This is a genomic window from Pseudomonas mendocina, from assembly GCF_900636545.1.
GTDB lineage: Bacteria > Pseudomonadota > Gammaproteobacteria > Pseudomonadales > Pseudomonadaceae > Aquipseudomonas > Aquipseudomonas mendocina.
This window is the reverse complement of the sequence record NZ_LR134290.1, coordinates 1,699,394-1,715,741: the sequence shown is the minus strand read 5'-3', so window position 1 is coordinate 1,715,741 and position 16,348 is coordinate 1,699,394. Positions and strand designations below refer to the sequence as shown.

Here is a 16,348-nt window from a genome sequence, read left to right as displayed (position 1 = left end):
ATCCGCCCTCCGCCCCTGCCGTCGCGAGCACGGGCACCTTCGTCAATCACTCAGCGCCCTGCTGCGCCAGCCCCGCCAACAGCTTGCCATGCAATTGATGCAACGCCCGCTGCTCATCGGCGGTCAACCCTGAGAGCACACGCTGCAGGTTGGCCACATGGGCGTCGAGCATGCCGTCGATCAACTCGAAGCCGGCCGGCGTCAGCGCCACCAGCACACCACGGCGGTCGCTGGGGTGCTTGCGCCGCTCGATCAGCCCGGCCTTTTCCAGACGGTCGATACGGCTGGTCATGCCGCCCGAGGAAATCATCGCGCTCTCGTACAGGGCAGTAGGCATCAACGCGTAGGGCTCGCCCGAGCGCCGCAGGGTAGCGAGCAGGTCGAACTCGCCGGCCTGCAGCCCGTGTTCGGCGAAGAACGGCAGCAGATGGTCGCGGCTGATCACTTGACTCAACTCGCCCAGGCGGCCGATCACCGCCATGGAATAACCATCCAGGTCGGGCCGCTGTCGCTGCCACTGTTCGGCGGCCAATTGTGCGCGGTCTTGCATATCGCCCTCGATTTATCTTGCTATCAAGATACCTTTCAAAAAGAATGTTGCCATCGTAGCGTATTCACACCAAGGAGGCACGTGCATGTCGGGCACTCAATATCGGCCATTTCTGGCCGTTTCGCTGCTGTTCACCATTGGTACGCTGATGGGCTTGACCAGCAATCTGGTCAAGCTGGCCAGTGGCAGCGGATGGCAGCCGATGGCCTTCCTGCTCTGGAGTCTGCTCGGTGGTGGTCTGCTGCTGTTGCTGTTCGCCTGGCTGCGAGGAGAACGGCCCGGCATGAGCCTGCCTCAGCAACGCTACTACCTGGCCTCCGGCCTGCTCAGCATCGCGGTGCCCAATGCCCTGCTGTTCAGCTCCATCGGCCATGTCGGCGCCGGCTTCGCCTCGATGTGCCTGGCCTTCCCACCGCTGATCACCTACCTGCTGGCCCTGGCCCTGCGCATGGAGGGGTTGAGCCGCATCCGTCTGCTGGGCATCTGCATCGGCCTGGCCGGCAGCCTGCTGCTGGCGCTGGGCAAGATCAACAGCGGCGACAGCCCGATGCTGTGGGTGCTGGGCGCGCTGAGCGTGCCGGTGTTCCTGGCACTGGGCAATATCTACCGCGCCCGCTACTGGCCGAGTGGCGCCAGCCCGCTGTCACTGGCCCCCGGCATGCTGCTCGGCGGCGCGCTGCTGCTGGTTCCTACCGCCCTGCTCGGCGTCGACTTCGCGCCGCATCTGGACAATGCCAAGGCTGTTGGCCTGCTGGCGGGGCAGATGCTGTTGTTCGCTGCGGTGTATGCGCTGTTCTTCATCCTGCAGAACCTGGCCGGCACCGTGTTTCTTAGCCAGATCGGCTCGGTGGCAGCGATCACCGGCGCCGCCATTGCCATTGGCCTGCTCGGTGAACAAGGCAGCCTGAGCATGCTGCTGGCCGCGCTGTGCATCGTCGGCGGTGTGCTGCTGGTGGCCTGGCGCAGCGCGCAGGAGGCCCAGGCATGAAGCGCGAGAATCTGTTGCTGATCGCCATCATCCTGCTCGGTCTGAACCTGCGCCCGGTACTGGCAGCCATCGGCCCGCTACTCGACCGCATCCAGCTCGATACCGGCCTGGATCATGTCGGCGCCAGCCTGCTGACCAGCCTGCCCGTGGTCATCATGGGGCTGGGGGCGCTGGCCTCCGGCCCGCTGCGTCGACGCCTTGGCGACAGCGCGGGCATTTTCCTCGGCACCCTGCTGATCGCCTTCGCCTGCCTGCTGCGTGGCCTGCTGCCCGACGGCAATACGCTGATCATCAGCGCCTTGCTCGCCGGTGCCGGCATCGCCTTCGTTCAGGCGCTGTTGCCTGGCCTGATCAAGTCGCGCTTCGCCGCAGACAGTGGCCGCCTGATCGGTTTCTACAGCTGCGCGATCATGGCCGGTGCCGCTTTCGGTGCAGCGTTCACGCCCTGGCTGGCGCAGTCGGTGGGCTGGTCCTGGGCACTGGCGGGCTGGGCACTGCCGGCCCTGCTCGGCGCGGCGCTATGGCGTCGTGCAGCGCCGGCCAAGCCGGCAGCTGCACCAATCGCCACACCACCGCTCGCGCCCTGGCGCTGGCCCAGGGCCTGGCTGCTGATGAGCTTCTTCGGCATTGGCACGGCCGGCTATACCCTGGTGCTGGCCTGGCTACCACCCTATTACACGGCTCTGGGCTGGAGCGCTCAGGCCAGTGGCCTGCTGCTGGCGGCGCTGACGCTGTGCGAGGTGGTCGCCGGCCTGCTGCTCTCAAGCCTGCTGTCTCGCTTCCCGGATAGACGCCCCTTGCTGGCGCTGGTGCTGCTGTCGCTTCTCGCCGGCCTGATAGTCCTGCAGCTGGCGCCGCAGACACTGGTGGTACTCGTCGCCCTGCTGCTGGGTGTCGGGATCGGCGGTCTGTTCCCGCTGTCGCTGGTCGTCGCCCAGGATCACCTGGAAGACCCGCAGCAGACGGGCGAGCTGCTGGCCTTCGTCCAGGGTGGCGGCTACCTGATTGCAGCGTGCGCGCCGGTGCTGGCGGGCGTGCTGCGCCGCTACAGCACGGACCTGAGCCTGAGCTGGCAGCTGATGGCACTGGCAACCGTGCTGCTGATGGCCATGGCCGTGCGCTTCAGCCCCAATCACCAACGCCGCCCCCTGGGCGTCGCGACGGACTGAAGCGCTCGATACTCAGACGCGGAACTGGCCGACCAGCCCCTGCAGACGCCCACCCAGGCCGTCGAGGTCGCGAGCGGCCTGCGCACCCTGCGCCGCGTCGCTGGCGACTTCGTCCACCGCGACGGCGATCTGATGCACGCTGCGGTTGATCTCTTCGGCCACGGCCGTCTGCTCTTCGGCAGCGCTGGCGATCTGCGCGTTCATCGAGTTGATGGTGCCGATCAACACCGCGATGCTGTCCAGCGCCTCGCCGGCATGGCTGGCCTGCTCACGGGTGCTGTCACCCATCTGGCTGGCACGCTGCATAGCCGCCACCGCCTCGCTGGTCGCATTCTGCAGACGATCGATCATGCCCTGGATCTCGCCCGTGCTCTGCTGAGTGCGGCTGGCCAGGGCGCGCACTTCATCTGCGACCACGGCGAAACCACGCCCAGCCTCGCCCGCGCGCGCTGCCTCGATGGCGGCATTGAGGGCCAGCAGGTTGGTCTGGTCGGCGATCGCGCGGATCACCTCCAGCACACTGACGATGCCCTGTACATCACGGCGCAGGCTGTCCAGTGACTCACTGCTGCTGCGCACCTCCCCCACCAGATCATGGATGTGGGCGATGCTGCCATCGACCACCCGCTTGGCCTCGTGCCCCTGCTGGTCCGTCTCACGCGCAGCCTCGGCGGCGCGCTGGGCACTCTGCGCCACCTCATGGGCCGCAGCGGACATCTCGTTGATGGCAGTGGCGACCTGATCGGTCTCATGGCGCTGCCCGGCCATGGCCTGTTCGGAACGCTGGGCCTGGCTGGATACGCCGCCGACCAGACCGAACAGCTGATCGGTGGTCACCGACACCTGCTGCACCAGTGCATGAATCTTGGCGACGAAGGCATTGAAGGAGGTTGCCAGTTCCCCCAGCTCGTCCTGGCTGGTGACCGGCAGGCGCTGGGTCAGGTCCCCCTCCCCGGCAGCCATGTCATCGAGCTTGCTCTTGATCAGCTGCACCGGCTTGGTGATCGATGCCGCCAGCGGCAGGGACAACAGGGCCAGCACCAGCAGCAGACCAATGGCAGAGCCCGCCATGACCATCAGCAGACGGTCGACGCTCTCCTGAAACTGCGCACGCGCAGCCTGGACGTCGCGCTCCACGCCGTCGAGATTGACCGAGGTGCCAAAGACCATCTTCCACTTGGGCAGGTGATGCGAATAACCGACCTTGGGCACCAACACCTTGCCGTCGCCGAGGACGAAGCTGTAGTCGACGTAATGGCTGCCATCGGTGCCGGCTCGCACCAGCTCACGAATGGCGTAGATACCGTTGGGGTCGCGGTAGCCGCTGAAATCCTCGCCGATGCGGTCATTGGTATTGCCCTGCAGCACGCGACGGACGTTGCTGTCGTAGCCCCAGAAGTAACCATCCGCGCCATAAGACAGCCGCTTCAGCACCTCGACAGCCTGGGCGCGCGCGGCCATGTCACCGTCGGCGGACGCCTGGTACAGCGGGGCAATAGCATTGAGCGCCAGCTCGACGTATTGCTTGATCTCGGCCTTGCGGTCCGCCACCAGCTTGGCCCGGGTCTGGGCCTCCTGATGATCGGCCAGGTTACCGAGAACGACGAAAGCGATGGAGCTGAGCAACAGGGTCAACAGGCAGATAGGCCCCAAAGCCAGCAGCAGCACTTTGGAACGCAGACGCAGAGAGAGGATCATTGGCAGTACACCTTTACCGGCGCTTTGATGTTATCAAGCCGGCATATTGCCAATCTGCTGACCGCAAAAGAACAGAGAAAAGCAAAAACTGGTATGACCATTTGCCGCGTCTATGATCGGCCTGTCTACCAGACGATCCAGGCAATTTCCGCCAGCGCCCGACCGCTCCGATTGCGCAATGCGGCTGGCGAGCGATACCGAGCACGAGCGCCTGGCGGCAAGGAGATGCCGCCAGGCGCCCTATCGAAAGTTGCCTGGGAGCGGCCTGGTGGCTAGCGGCGGTAAACCGGAAAGCGCCGGCACAGCTCGGTCACCTGCTCACGCACCCGATCACGCACCGCCACCTGCGTTTCGCCATCTGCCACCAGAGCATCCAGCACGTCACACAGCCAGCCGGCCAGGCGCTCGCATTCGGCGATGCCGAAGCCTCGCGTGGTCACGGCCGGCGTGCCAATGCGCAGCCCCGAGGTCACGAATGGCGAGCGCGGGTCGTTGGGCACGGAGTTCTTGTTGGCGGTGATGTGCGCGTCGCTCAGGGCGGCATCCGCCTCCTTGCCGGTGTAAGGCCGGTCGGACAGGTCGATCAGCATCAGGTGGTTGTCGGTGCCGCCCGAGACGATGCGATAACCACGCTGCTGCAGCACCGCAGCCATGGCCCGGGCATTGCTCAATACCTGGCGTTGATAGGTCTTGAACTCGGGTTGCAGCGCTTCCTTGAAGGCGATCGCCTTGGCGGCGATCACATGCATCAGCGGGCCGCCCTGGATGCCGGGGAATACCGCGGAATCGAGCCGCTTGTAGAAGTCCTCGCCCTGCCCCTTGGCCAGGATGATGCCGCCACGTGGGCCGCGCAGGGTCTTGTGGGTGGTGCTGGTGACAACATGAGCATGGGGCAGCGGGCTGGGGTATTCACCCGCCGCCACCAGGCCGGCGACATGCGCCATGTCCACCCAGAAAATGGCACCCACCTTGTCGGCGATGGCACGCATGCGCGCCCAGTCCTTGTGCCGCGAATAGGCGGAGAAGCCGCCAATCAGCATCTTCGGCCGGGTCTCCAGGGCGATGCGCTCCATCTCGTCGTAGTCGATCAGGCCGGTTTCCGGGTCCAGGCCATAGGGCACGATGCGGTAATGCCGCCCGGAGAAATTGGACGGGTTGCCGTGGGTAAGGTGGCCACCCTGCGCCAGGTTCATGCCCATCACGGTGTCGCCCGGATTGGTCAGCGCCAGGAATACCGCAGCATTGGCCTGGGCCCCGGCGTGCGGCTGGACGTTGGCGTAGTCGCAATCGAACAACGCCTTGAGTCGTTCGATGGCCAGACGCTCGGCCACGTCCACATGCTCGCAGCCGCTGTAGTAGCGCTTGCCGGGGTAACCTTCGGCGTACTTGTTGGTGAATACCGAGTGCTGGATCGCCATTACCAGCGGGCTGGCGTAGTTCTCGGAGGCGATCAGTTCGACGTGATCCTCCTGGCGGCCTTCTTCGAGGCGCACGGCCTCGGCCAGTTCGGGGTCGAAATCGGCCAGGCTCAGGGCGGCGTCATACATGGGGTCATTTCCTCGTGGGTCAGTTCGCAGGTTTCAGTAGCTGGGTAATGCGCTGGGCGATGTCGTCGATCTGCGCTTCGCTGCAGATCAGCGCCGGCAGCAGGCGGATGGTGCTGTCACGGGTCACGGTGATCAGCAGGCGTTGTTCGCTCAGTGCACGCCCCACCAGTTCCTTGCAGGGGCGGCTCAACTCGATGCCGACCATCAGGCCCCGGCCACGAATGGCGATGACCTCGGGGTGATCGCCCAGCGCCTGCTGCAAACGCCCGAGCAGACGCTCGCCGAGCACGGCGGCGCGCATTGGCAGTTCGTCGCGCTGCATGATGTCGAGCACGCTGCAGGCCACCCGACAGGCCAGCGGGTTGCCGCCGAAGGTGGAGCCGTGCAACCCCGGAGAGAACAGGTCGGCGGCCTCACCGCGCGCCACGCAGGCGCCGATGGGCAGGCCATTGCCCAGGGCCTTGGCCAGGGTCATCACGTCGGCCGTGATGCCCGCATGCTGGTGGCCGAACCAGGCGCCGGTACGGCCCATGCCGGCCTGGATCTCGTCGAGCATCAGCAGCCAGCCATGCCGGTCGCACAGGGCCCGCAGTTCGCGCAGGTAGGCGATGCTGGCGACGCGGATGCCGCCCTCGCCCTGCACCGGCTCGAGCAGCACCGCGACGATGTCCGGGTGCTGTTCGGCGGCCTGGCGCACGGCCTCGATATCGTCGTAGGGCACGCGCACGAAGCCATCGAGCAAGGGCTCGAAGCCGGCCTGCTTCGCCGGGTTGCCCGAGGCGGACAGCGTGCCGATGGTGCGCCCATGGAAGCCGTTATCCATCACCAGCACGGTGGGCCTGGCGACGCCCTTGCGTTGGCCATGCAGGCGCGCCAGCTTGAGGGCCGCCTCGTTGGCCTCGGCGCCCGAGTTGCAGAAGAACGCCCGCTGCATCCCGGTGAGCGCGCAGAGGCGCTCGCCCAGACGCTCCTGCCAGTCGATGCGAAAGACGTTGGAGGTGTGCAGCAGCATCCCGGCCTGCTCGGCGATGACCGCAGTGATCTCCGGGTGCGCATGGCCGAGGCTGGTGACCGCCACGCCGGCGATGGCATCGAGGTACTCCACGCCTTGCTCGTCCCACAGCAGCGCACCGCTGCCACGAACGAAGGACAGCGGTTGGCGGGCATAGGCACGCATCAGATGGGAATGAGCGGTGGACATGGATCGAACCTCACGGCAGCAGTGGAAAGGATCAGGGTTATTCAGCGGGCACGGCGCCCGGCCAGTAGTGGCTATCCGGCAATGACCGCGCACCGAAGATCGCCTGGCCGACGCGCACCACCGTGGCGCCCTCTTCGATGGCGATCTCGAAATCCCCGGACATGCCCATCGACAGCGCCTCCGGCTCGACGCCAGACGGCGCGTCCTGGCGCAGTCGGTCACGCAGCTCACGCAGGCGCACGAAGCACTGGCGCACCCGCTCAGCCTCGCTGGAGAACAGCGCCAGGGTCATCAGCCCGCGCACCCGCAGTGCGGAGAACGCCGGCAGTGCCTGGACGAACGCCGCCACATCCTCGGGTGCGAGGCCGTACTTGCTGGCCTCGCCGGAGGTATTGACCTGCACGAACACGTCCAGCGCACGGCCTTCGACCTGCAGGCGGCGATCCAGCGCCTCGGCCAGGCGCAGGCTGTCCAGGGCCTGGAATTCCGTGGCGAAACGCGCTACCAGCTTGGCCTTGTTGGTCTGCAGGTGGCCGATCACCGACCACTGCAGGTCGCCCAGGTCCTGCATGGACAGCCACTTGCCATGGGCTTCCTGCACCTTGTTTTCGCCGAGCATCCGGCAGCCGGCGGCATAGGCCAGACGCAGGCTGGCCTCGGGCTTGGTCTTGCTCACCGGCAGCAGGCGCACCGAGGCCGGGTCACGGCCGACGCGCTGGCAGGCCGCCTCGATGCGGCGCTGCACCTCGGCCAGGTTGTGGCGAAAATCCTCCACCGAGGCGGCCTCGGGATAACGCCCGTGGTGGTCGTGACGGGTGGCGGTGGAATGATCGGCCGGCATCAGTTCACCCCCTTGTTCACCGGCAGTTCCGCCGCGCCGGCCTGCGCCGGGCGTGGCGACCAGCGCCCATTGAGCACGGCATAGGCCAGCAACCCGATCACCAGCCCCCAGAACGCACCACCGATGCCCAGCAGGTTGATATTGGCAGCCGCCGCCAGGAAGGTGATCAGCGAGGCCTCGCGGGTTCGTGCATCGGCCATGGCGCTGGCCAGGCTGCCGCCAATGGTGCCGAGCAACGCCAGGCCGGCCAGCGTAGCGATGAAGGTCGCCGGAAAGGCCATGAACACTGCCGCCAGGGTGACGCCGAAGATGCCCACCAGGATGTACAGCGCCCCGGCGGCGATCCCGGCGATCCAGCGCTTGGAGGGGTCTTCGTGGGCCTCGCGCCCGGTGCAGATGGCAGCGGTGATGGCGGCGAGGTTGAAGGCATGCGAGCCGAACGGCGCCATCAGCAGCGAGCCAAGCCCGGTCAGGGTGACGATGGGGTTGGCGCTGGTGCTGAAGCCATCGTTGCGCAACACCAGCATGCCGGGCATGTACTGCCCGGTCAGGGTGATCAGGAACAGCGGCAGCGCCACGCTCAGCAGTGCATTGAGGGAAAACGCAGGCGCGGTGAACACCGGCGCCGCCAGTGCCAGGCTGACGCTGGAGAGGTCGACCCGCGTCTGCAGCAGCAGGAAGGCCAGGCCCAGCAGCAGGATGCCGACCACCGCATAGCGTGCACTCAAGCGCTTGAACGCCAGGTAGCTGACGATCAGCACCCCGGCCAGCAGCGGGTCGAGGCTGACGCTGGCGAAGGCGCCGATGCCGAACTGCAACAGGATGCCCGCCAGCAACCCGGCCGCCACCCCGTTCGGAATCAGGCGGATGACCCGCTCGAACCAGCCGGACAACCCCAGCAGGACGAAGGCCGCCGCCGAGATCAGGTACGCGCCGACGGCCTCGGCATAGGGCGTGGTGGCCAGTGCCGTCACCAGAAATGCCGCCGCCGGCGTCGACCAGGCAGTGATGATCGGCGCGCGCGCCATCCAGCTCAGGACGATACCGGTCACCCCCACGCCAATGGACACCGACCACACCCAGGAGGCCGTCAGCTCCGGGCTGAGCCCGGCCACCCTGGCCGCCTGGAACACCAGGATGAAGGTGCCGCCATAGTTGACGATGACCGAGATCAGCCCCGCCACGATGGGGTGGGTGAGGTCGCCCGGACGGAGGGAGGAGAACGAGGAATGCGCGGACATGGCCTGACAAGGGCTCCTGATGGAATGGGAGAAGGCTTGCGAGGCAACGTTATAAGCCTAGAATGGCCTGATTTATCAGGCCACTTTCGCATAGGAATACAGACCAATTGTTCAAGCATGCCCAACTCGAATCCGTCAAAGCCTGGATCGACGACCCGGCCCATGGCGCCCAGCCCCTGCATCTGCGCGTGCAGCGGGCGATTCGCCAGTTGATCCTCGATGGCGTGCTCGACGCGGGCAAATCCCTGCCGGCCTCACGCGCCCTGGCCAAGTCCCTGGCGGTATCGCGCGATACGGTGGAGGCGGCCTACAGCCAACTGCATGCCGAGGGCTTCATCGAGCGCCGCGTCGGCAGCGGCAGTTTCGTCTCCGAGCGCACGCAGCGCCTGCCGGGGCGCGGCAAGGCCCGGGCACGCGCGCCGCAGTCGGCGACGCCGCGTCTGAGCCAGCGCGGCAACGCCCTGTTCCACAACGGCGGCGTGCGGGATTTCCTCATGCCGCGCCCCTTCGCCCCCGGCGTACCGGAAACCCGCAGTTTTCCGCTGCCGACCTGGGAGCGCCTGCAACGCCAGGTGCTCAAGGAACAGGGCCATCGCGCCCTGCTGCACAGCCCGCCACAGGGCATGGAGGCGCTACGCCGCGCCATCGCCGACTACATCAACCTCGAACGCGGTGCCAACGCCACGGCGGAACGGGTGCTGATCCTCACCAGCTCGCAACAGGCACTGACCCTGTGCGCCACGGTGCTGCTCGATGCCGGCGAGCGCATCCTCATCGAAGACCCGGCCTACCACGGCGCACGCAAGGCCTTCGAGGCCGCCGGCCTGCATTGCATGCCCGTGCCGCTGGATGAACATGGCATGCAGGTGGAGCGCCTGAATCAGGCGGGCGAATCCGCCAGAGCCGTGTTCCTCACTCCGTCGCACCAGTTTCCGACGGGCGCGACGCTGGCGCTGGATCGCCGCCTGGCCATCATCGAGTGGGCGCAGCGCCAGCAGGGCTGGATCATCGAGGACGACTACGACAGCGAATTCCACTACGACGGCAAACCCAAGGCCTGCGTGCAGGGGCTCGACCCCTACGAACGCACGATCTACATCGGCACCTTCACCAAGTCCCTGTTTCCCGGCCTGCGCATCGGCTACATGGTGCTGCCGCAGGCGCTGGTCGCGCCGATGACCGTGGCCCGCACCCTGCTCGACGGGCACAGCGCGCCGATCCCGCAACTCACCCTGGCGCGCTTCATCGAGGGTGGCCATTTCGGCGCGCATATCCGCACCATGCGCGCCGTCTACGCCGAACGCCGCGACGTGTTGGCGCGACTGGTGCGCGAGCATCTGAGCGACTTCGTGCAGCCACGGGTGCCGAGCGGCGGCATGCAGATGCCCTGCGTGTTCATCCGCGACATCGACGAAGACGAGCTGGTGGCTGCCGCCAGACAGGCCGGCATCGACCTGCTGGGGCTGAGCGCTCTGCACGCCACCGAGCAGCGCACCGCCGGCATCCTGATGGGCTTCGCCGCGCACGCCCCGCACGAACTGGAGCCTGCGGTGAAAAAGCTGGCCGGCCTGCTGCGCGCCAGGCAATAAAAAACCCGCCGTAGCGGGTCATTTCAGTCGATGGATGCGCGCTTGGCTCCCCTCTCCCGCTTGCGGGAGAGGGGCTGGGGGACGTTTCAACGGGCCCGAATCACTTCTTGCCCAGTTTCTTCAGCTCTTCGTCACGCAGTTCGCGGCGCAGGATCTTGCCGACGTTGGTGGTCGGCAGCACGTCGCGGAACTCGACAGCCTTGGGCACCTTGTAGCCGGTGAGGTTGGCGCGCATGTGCTCCATCACCTGCTCCTTGGTCACGCTCTCGCCCGGCTTGACCACCACGAACACCTTGATCGCCTCGCCGGATTTCTCGTCCGGCACACCGATGGCAGCGCACTGCAGCACGCCCGGCAGGGTCGCCAGCACGTCTTCCAGCTCGTTCGGGTAGACGTTGAAGCCGGACACCAGAATCATGTCCTTCTTGCGGTCGACGATGCGCAGGTAGCCGTCTTCCTGGATCAGGCCGATATCGCCGGTCTTCAGCCAGCCATCGGCATCGAGGATTTCATCGGTGGCTTCCTGGCGCTGCCAGTAGCCCTTCATCACCTGCGGGCCTTTCACGCACAGCTCGCCGATTTCGCCGATGGCCAGCTCCTGGCCGTCGTCATTGATGATGCGGCACAGGGTCGATGGCACCGGAATGCCGATGGTGCCGAGCTGGATGGCGCTGAACGGGTTGACCGTGGCCACCGGGCTGGTCTCGGTCATGCCGAAGCCTTCGCAGATGGCGCAACCGGTGACGTCCTTCCAGCGCTCGGCCGTGGCCAGCTGCAGGGCCATGCCGCCGGAGACGGTGAGTTTCAGGCTGGAGAAGTCCAGCTTGCGGAAGTCCTCGTTGTTGCACAGGGCAACGAACAGGGTATTGAGGCCGACGAAGCCGGTGAAGCGGTACTTGGCCAGGTCCTTGATCACCGACGGCAGGTCGCGCGGGTTGGTCAGCAGAATGTTGTGGCCGCCGATCAGCATCATCGCCATGCAGTGAAAGGTGAAGGCGTAGATGTGATAGAGCGGCAGCGGCGCGATCAGCACCTCGCAACCTTCATTGAGGTTGGCGCCCATCAGCTCCTTGACCTGCAGCATGTTGGCCACGAGGTTGCGATGGGTAAGCATCGCGCCCTTGGCCACGCCGGTGGTGCCACCGGTGTACTGCAGCACGGCGATATCGGCGTTGCTCGGGTTGGCTTCGCTGAAGCTCTGGCCGCGGCCCTTGGCCAGGGCGTCGTTGAGTTTGACGGCGTGCGGCAGGTTGTAGGCCGGCACCATCTTCTTCACGTGCTTGATCACGAAGTTGACCAGCAGACGCTTGAAGGTCGGCAGCATGTCGCCGACTTCGGTGACGATCACCGTCTTCACCCCGGTCTTGGGCACGACCTGCTCGGCCAGGTGGGCCATGTTGGCCAGGCAGATCAGCGCCTTGGCGCCGGAGTCGTTGAACTGGTGCTCCATTTCCCGTGCGGTGTACAGCGGGTTGGTGTTGACCACCACTAGGCCGGCGCGCATGGCACCGAAGACCACGACGGGATACTGCAGGACGTTGGGCAACTGCACGGCGATGCGGTCGCCGGGCTTGAGATCGGTGTGCTTCTGCAGGTAGGCGGCGAAGTCACCGGAGAGCTTGTAGATCTCGCCGTAGGTCAGGGTCTTGCCCAGGTTGCTGAAAGCAGGCTTGTCGGCGAAGCGTTGGCAGGACTCTTTCAATACCGCGAGGATGTTCGGGTACTGGTCGGGATTGATTTCGGCAGCAACCCCAACGGGATACTTGTCCTTCCAGAAGTTTTCGGTCATGGAAGCCCACTCCTAAGCAACAGCTGATCTTCACCGCGCGCAGGCGGTTGTTTGTTGTGTGTTTAGCTCGCTTTACCGCTGGCCCACGGCCCGGAAGCGCGCCGAGAGTAGCAGCTTTGCCAGAGGCCCACCAGCACCAAGCATGGCCTACGCAGTCGCAAAAGTGACCAAAAAAGACCAACAAGTCACGACCTGTATTTTCCGCCGATAATCCGCGAAAAGCCTCTAGCTCGCATATTGCAGCGTTTGGAGCCTAGCGCGTAAGTGTGACCGATGCAGTGCGGTAGCGCATGCAACAGGTATTGGCGGTTACGAAATCACAACAATTGGACTGCCGATGGCAGCGGGAGGCGGGAAGCCCCTTCTCTACCGCGAGAAGGGGCTCTGGAGTCAGGCGATATCGCGCAGCTCGCGGCGCAGGATCTTGCCGACTGGGGTCATTGGCAGCGAATCCTTGAACACGATGTGCTTGGGCACCTTGTAGCCGGTGAAGTTTTCCTTGCAGTAGGCCTTGAGCTCTTCCGCGGTGACACCGCCGTCACGCGGCACCACGAACAGTTTGACCGCCTCCCCGGACTTCTCGTCCGGCACGCCAATGGCCGCGCAGCTGGCGACTTTCGGATGCGCCATGACCACATCCTCGATCTCGTTGGGATACACGTTGAAACCCGAGACGATGATCATGTCCTTCTTGCGGTCGACAATGCGCACGAAACCGTCCGGGTCGATCACGGCAATGTCGCCGGTCTTGAACCAGCCTTCGGCATCGAGCACTTCGGCGGTGGCTTCCTCGCGCTGCCAGTAACCCTTCATCACCTGCGGGCCCTTGATGCACAGCTCCCCGCGTTCGCCGGCCGGCAGTTCGTTGCCGTCATCATCGATCACCTTGAACGCCGTGCCCGGCACCGGAATGCCGACCGTACCCAGGCGCGCCTTGTCGCCGTAGGGGTTGGTGCTGGCCACCGGTGATGTCTCGGTCAGGCCGTAGCCTTCGACCACGGTGCAGCCGGTCATCTGCTGCCAGCGCTCGGCAGTCGCCTTGACCAGCGCGGTACCACCGGAGTTGGTGACCTTGAGGTGGGAGAAGTCCAGGTTCTTGAACTCGGGGTGATCCATCAGCGCGACGAACAGGGTGTTCAGGCCCAGCAGCGCGGAGAACTTCCACTTGCCCAGCTCCTTGACGAAGCCGGGGATGTCGCGCGGGTTGGTGATCAGCACGTTGTGGTTGCCGTTGACCATCATGCACATGCAGTTCGCGGTGAAGGCATAGATGTGATACAGCGGCAGCGGCGCGATCATGATCTCCTGGCCCTGCTTCATCAACGGCGTGCCGTCCGGGCCGAGCTGCGACAGGCAGGCATCGACCTGCAGCATGTTGGCCACCAGGTTGCCGTGGGTGAGCATGGCGCCCTTGGCCACGCCAGTGGTGCCGCCGGTGTACTGCAGCACAGCGATGTCGTCGTGGCTGGCCTTGACCGGCGCCAGCGCCTGGCCCTGCCCCTGCTTGAGCACATGCTTGAAGGGAATGGCCTGGGGCAGATGGTAGTCCGGCACCATCTTCTTGACCTTCTTCACCACGGTGTTGACCAGCCAGCCCTTGAGGCTTGGCAGCAGGTCGCCCATCTTGGCTTCGATCAGGTACTCGATCTCGGTATCCGGCAGTACTTCCTGCACCAGCTTGCCGAACATGTTCAGGTACACCAGCGCACGCACACCGGCATCCTTGAACTGGTGGCGCATCTCACGGGCGGTGTACAGCGGGTTGGTGTTGACCACGATCAGCCCGGCGCGCATGGCGCCGAACACCGCGATGGGATATTGCAGCACGTTGGGCATCTGCACCGCGATGCGATCACCCGGCTTGAGGTCGGTTTGCTTTTGCAGGTAGGCGGCGAAGGCCGCGGAGAGGCGATCCAGCTCGGCATAGGTCAGCGTGACGCCGAGATTGCTGAAGGCCGGTCGGTCGGCGAAGCGCTTGCACGAGCGCTCGAACACTTCGATCACCGACTTGTAGCTGGACAGGTCGATATCGTTGGGCACGCCAGGGGCGCGTTTGTCGTTCCAGAAATCAGGTTGCATTGTTCTTGTCCTCTTCCCCTGAAGTGATCTGACTGCCCGGAAAGTAGCAGCTTAGAGCCGAGCCGCAAATAGCTCGAAGGCGTCATTGATGGGCTGAATTTCGCAATAAATGTTGTGATTCGTAACCGATCTTTACCACTTCGAAGAAAACCGCAGTGCTTTGCCTGGTGACGGCCAAGGTGCACAATGCCGCCAATCTCCGGCACAAGGATTCGCCATGCGCCACAACGCCTTTCCCCTGGCCACCCAGGACGGTCTTCACCTGCACGTCAACCACTGGCATGGTGATCAGCCGCCGCGCGCGGTGGTCATGCTGTCCCACGGCATGGCCGAGCACAGCCTGCGCTATGCACGCCTGGCCGAAAGCCTGGTAGCCGCCGGCTTCGATCTCTATGCGCTGGACCAGCGCGGCCACGGCCAGAGCGCCGCTCAAGGCGTGCTCGGCCACTACGCCGACGAAGGTGGCTGGGACAAGGTGGTCGGCGACCTGGCCTCGCTCAATCACCATATCCGCCAGCGCTACCCACAGGCGCCGATCTTCCTGTTCGGCCACAGCATGGGCAGCTACATCGGCATGGCCTACCTGCTGGGGCACAGTTGCAGCTTGCAGGGCGCCGTACTCTCGGGCTCCAACTACCAGCCCGTGGCACTGTACAAGACTGCCCGGCTGATCGCCGGCTTCGAGCGCTGGCGTCTGGGTCCCAAGGGGCGCAGCAAGGTGATCGATTACCTGTCCTTTGGCTCGTTCAACAAGGCCTTCAAGCCCAACCGCACGGCCTTCGACTGGCTCAGCCGCGATGCAGCGGAAGTGGATAAATACGTGACCGATCCGCTGTGCGGTTTCGTCTGCACCACGCAGTTGTGGTGCGACCTGCTCGATGGCCTGCAATACATCACCCCGGTCGAGAACCTGGCGCAGATCGATGCCAACCTGCCGTTGCTGGTGATCGGCGGCTCACGCGACCCGGTCAGCGACGGCAAGCGCCTGGGTGACCTGGCGGGCGCCCTGCGCGAAGCCGGCGTGCGCGACGTGCAACTGAAGATTTATCCCGAGGCCCGTCATGAGTTGCTCAACGAGAGCAATCGCGACGAGGTCACCGCCCACCTGATCGATTGGCTGCAGCAGGCGCTGAGCCATGGTCGAAGCCCAATCAAGGAGTGTCCATGACCCAGGTAACCAACATCCCCTACGAGGCCCTCGAAATCGGCCAGCAGGCGAGTTTCGAGAAACAGGTTGAAGAGCGCGACGTGCAACTGTTCGCCGCCGTCTCCGGCGACAACAATCCGGTGCACCTGGACGCCGCCTTCGCCGCCGAGACCATGTTCAAGGAGCGCATCGCCCACGGCATGTTCACCGGCGCGCTGATCAGCGCCGCCATCGCCTGCAACCTGCCTGGCCCAGGCACCATCTACCTCGGCCAGCAGCTCAAGTTCACCCGCCCGGTAAAACTCGGCGACACCCTCACCGTGAAGCTGGAAGTGCTGGAAAAACTGCCGAAGAACCGCGTGCGCATCGCCACCCGCGTGTTCAACCAGGATGGCAAGCAGGTAGTGGACGGCGAAGCCGAAGTGCTCGCCCCCAGCGCCGAGCAGACCGTAACCATGCCGCCGATGCCGCAGGTCACCGTCAACTGAGGCGCTGCAAGCTGGTGCGTG

Annotated in this window: 13 protein-coding genes; 5 read left to right on the top strand and 8 right to left on the bottom strand. The window is 65.2% G+C overall.

What is annotated here, in order from left to right; translation table 11 throughout:
• Positions 1-46: 46 nt before the first annotated feature.
• On the bottom strand, positions 47-550 hold the full coding sequence (locus tag EL191_RS07900) for a MarR family winged helix-turn-helix transcriptional regulator (protein WP_041977868.1): 504 nt from the start codon (positions 548-550) through the stop codon (positions 47-49).
• 85 nt (positions 551-635) lie between these two features.
• Here EL191_RS07900 and EL191_RS07895 point away from each other — a divergent pair, with 85 nt between their 5' ends.
• Together EL191_RS07895 and EL191_RS07890 are read left to right on the top strand one after the other, a co-directional pair.
• A complete protein-coding gene (locus tag EL191_RS07895) occupies positions 636-1,538 on the top strand; it encodes a DMT family transporter (RefSeq protein WP_041977865.1) in 903 nt (300 codons plus the stop codon).
• The gene (locus EL191_RS07890) at positions 1,535-2,707 is read left to right on the top strand and encodes a cyanate transporter (protein ID WP_041977862.1); all 1,173 of its coding nucleotides are present in this window, start codon (positions 1,535-1,537) and stop codon (positions 2,705-2,707) included. Before EL191_RS07895 ends, EL191_RS07890 begins: the two co-directional genes overlap by 4 nt.
• Before the next feature lie 12 nt (positions 2,708-2,719).
• On the opposite strand, the gene EL191_RS07885 is transcribed toward EL191_RS07890, so the two are convergent.
• The 5 genes from EL191_RS07885 to EL191_RS07865 form a co-directional block, all read right to left on the bottom strand.
• Complete coding sequence (locus EL191_RS07885; RefSeq protein WP_013714695.1) at positions 2,720-4,405, bottom strand: methyl-accepting chemotaxis protein; 1,686 nt, start codon at positions 4,403-4,405, stop codon at positions 2,720-2,722.
• A 272-nt stretch (positions 4,406-4,677) separates the two neighbouring features.
• Positions 4,678-5,952 carry a serine hydroxymethyltransferase gene (glyA, locus tag EL191_RS07880; RefSeq protein WP_041977861.1) on the bottom strand — a complete coding sequence of 425 codons (1,275 nt, stop codon included), beginning with the start codon at positions 5,950-5,952 and terminating at the stop codon, positions 4,678-4,680.
• Positions 5,953-5,971: 19 nt separating this feature from the next.
• Positions 5,972-7,153, bottom strand: coding sequence for an aspartate aminotransferase family protein (locus EL191_RS07875; protein ID WP_041977858.1), 1,182 nt, complete (start codon positions 7,151-7,153; stop codon positions 5,972-5,974).
• A 37-nt stretch (positions 7,154-7,190) separates the two neighbouring features.
• Complete coding sequence (locus EL191_RS07870; RefSeq protein ID WP_041977856.1) at positions 7,191-7,994, bottom strand: YggS family pyridoxal phosphate-dependent enzyme; 804 nt, start codon at positions 7,992-7,994, stop codon at positions 7,191-7,193.
• On the bottom strand, positions 7,994-9,235 hold the full coding sequence (locus EL191_RS07865) for a benzoate/H(+) symporter BenE family transporter (protein ID WP_041977854.1): 1,242 nt from the start codon (positions 9,233-9,235) through the stop codon (positions 7,994-7,996). Before EL191_RS07865 ends, EL191_RS07870 begins: the two co-directional genes overlap by 1 nt.
• Positions 9,236-9,342: 107 nt before the next feature.
• Here EL191_RS07865 and pdxR point away from each other — a divergent pair, with 107 nt between their 5' ends.
• Positions 9,343-10,824, top strand: coding sequence for a MocR-like pyridoxine biosynthesis transcription factor PdxR (pdxR, locus tag EL191_RS07860; protein ID WP_041977850.1), 1,482 nt, complete (start codon positions 9,343-9,345; stop codon positions 10,822-10,824).
• 100 nt (positions 10,825-10,924) lie between these two features.
• On the opposite strand, the gene fadD1 is transcribed toward pdxR, so the two are convergent.
• Positions 10,925-12,613 (bottom strand): long-chain-fatty-acid--CoA ligase FadD1, encoded by a 1,689-nt coding sequence (gene fadD1 / locus EL191_RS07855; protein ID WP_041977847.1) that lies wholly within the window; start codon positions 12,611-12,613, stop codon positions 10,925-10,927.
• A 390-nt stretch (positions 12,614-13,003) separates the two neighbouring features.
• Positions 13,004-14,692, bottom strand: a complete 1,689-nt coding sequence (gene fadD2 / locus EL191_RS07850; RefSeq protein ID WP_041977845.1) for a long-chain-fatty-acid--CoA ligase FadD2 — start codon at positions 14,690-14,692, stop codon at positions 13,004-13,006.
• Positions 14,693-14,909: 217 nt separating this feature from the next.
• Between fadD2 and EL191_RS07845 the strand changes: the two genes are divergently transcribed.
• Together EL191_RS07845 and EL191_RS07840 are read left to right on the top strand one after the other, a co-directional pair.
• A complete protein-coding gene (locus tag EL191_RS07845; RefSeq protein ID WP_041977843.1) occupies positions 14,910-15,860 on the top strand; it encodes an alpha/beta hydrolase in 951 nt (316 codons plus the stop codon).
• Positions 15,857-16,327 (top strand): MaoC family dehydratase, encoded by a 471-nt coding sequence (locus EL191_RS07840; protein WP_013714686.1) that lies wholly within the window; start codon positions 15,857-15,859, stop codon positions 16,325-16,327. Before EL191_RS07845 ends, EL191_RS07840 begins: the two co-directional genes overlap by 4 nt.
• Positions 16,328-16,348: the final 21 nt, after the last annotated feature.

What these genes read in the sequence shown, in the direction of transcription:
- EL191_RS07865 (WP_041977854.1), bottom strand. Translation starts at nt 9,235, where the DNA reads ATGTCCGCGCATTCCTCGTTCTCCTCCCTCCGTCCGGGCGACCTCACC.
- EL191_RS07840 (WP_013714686.1), top strand. Translation starts at nt 15,857, where the DNA reads ATGACCCAGGTAACCAACATCCCCTACGAGGCCCTCGAAATCGGCCAG.
- fadD2 (WP_041977845.1), bottom strand. Translation starts at nt 14,692, where the DNA reads ATGCAACCTGATTTCTGGAACGACAAACGCGCCCCTGGCGTGCCCAAC.
- EL191_RS07895 (WP_041977865.1), top strand. Translation starts at nt 636, where the DNA reads ATGTCGGGCACTCAATATCGGCCATTTCTGGCCGTTTCGCTGCTGTTC.
- glyA (WP_041977861.1), bottom strand. Translation starts at nt 5,952, where the DNA reads ATGTATGACGCCGCCCTGAGCCTGGCCGATTTCGACCCCGAACTGGCC.
- EL191_RS07875 (WP_041977858.1), bottom strand. Translation starts at nt 7,153, where the DNA reads ATGTCCACCGCTCATTCCCATCTGATGCGTGCCTATGCCCGCCAACCG.
- EL191_RS07885 (WP_013714695.1), bottom strand. Translation starts at nt 4,405, where the DNA reads ATGATCCTCTCTCTGCGTCTGCGTTCCAAAGTGCTGCTGCTGGCTTTG.
- EL191_RS07900 (WP_041977868.1), bottom strand. Translation starts at nt 550, where the DNA reads ATGCAAGACCGCGCACAATTGGCCGCCGAACAGTGGCAGCGACAGCGG.
- EL191_RS07890 (WP_041977862.1), top strand. Translation starts at nt 1,535, where the DNA reads ATGAAGCGCGAGAATCTGTTGCTGATCGCCATCATCCTGCTCGGTCTG.
- EL191_RS07870 (WP_041977856.1), bottom strand. Translation starts at nt 7,994, where the DNA reads ATGCCGGCCGATCATTCCACCGCCACCCGTCACGACCACCACGGGCGT.
- EL191_RS07845 (WP_041977843.1), top strand. Translation starts at nt 14,910, where the DNA reads ATGCGCCACAACGCCTTTCCCCTGGCCACCCAGGACGGTCTTCACCTG.
- fadD1 (WP_041977847.1), bottom strand. Translation starts at nt 12,613, where the DNA reads ATGACCGAAAACTTCTGGAAGGACAAGTATCCCGTTGGGGTTGCTGCC.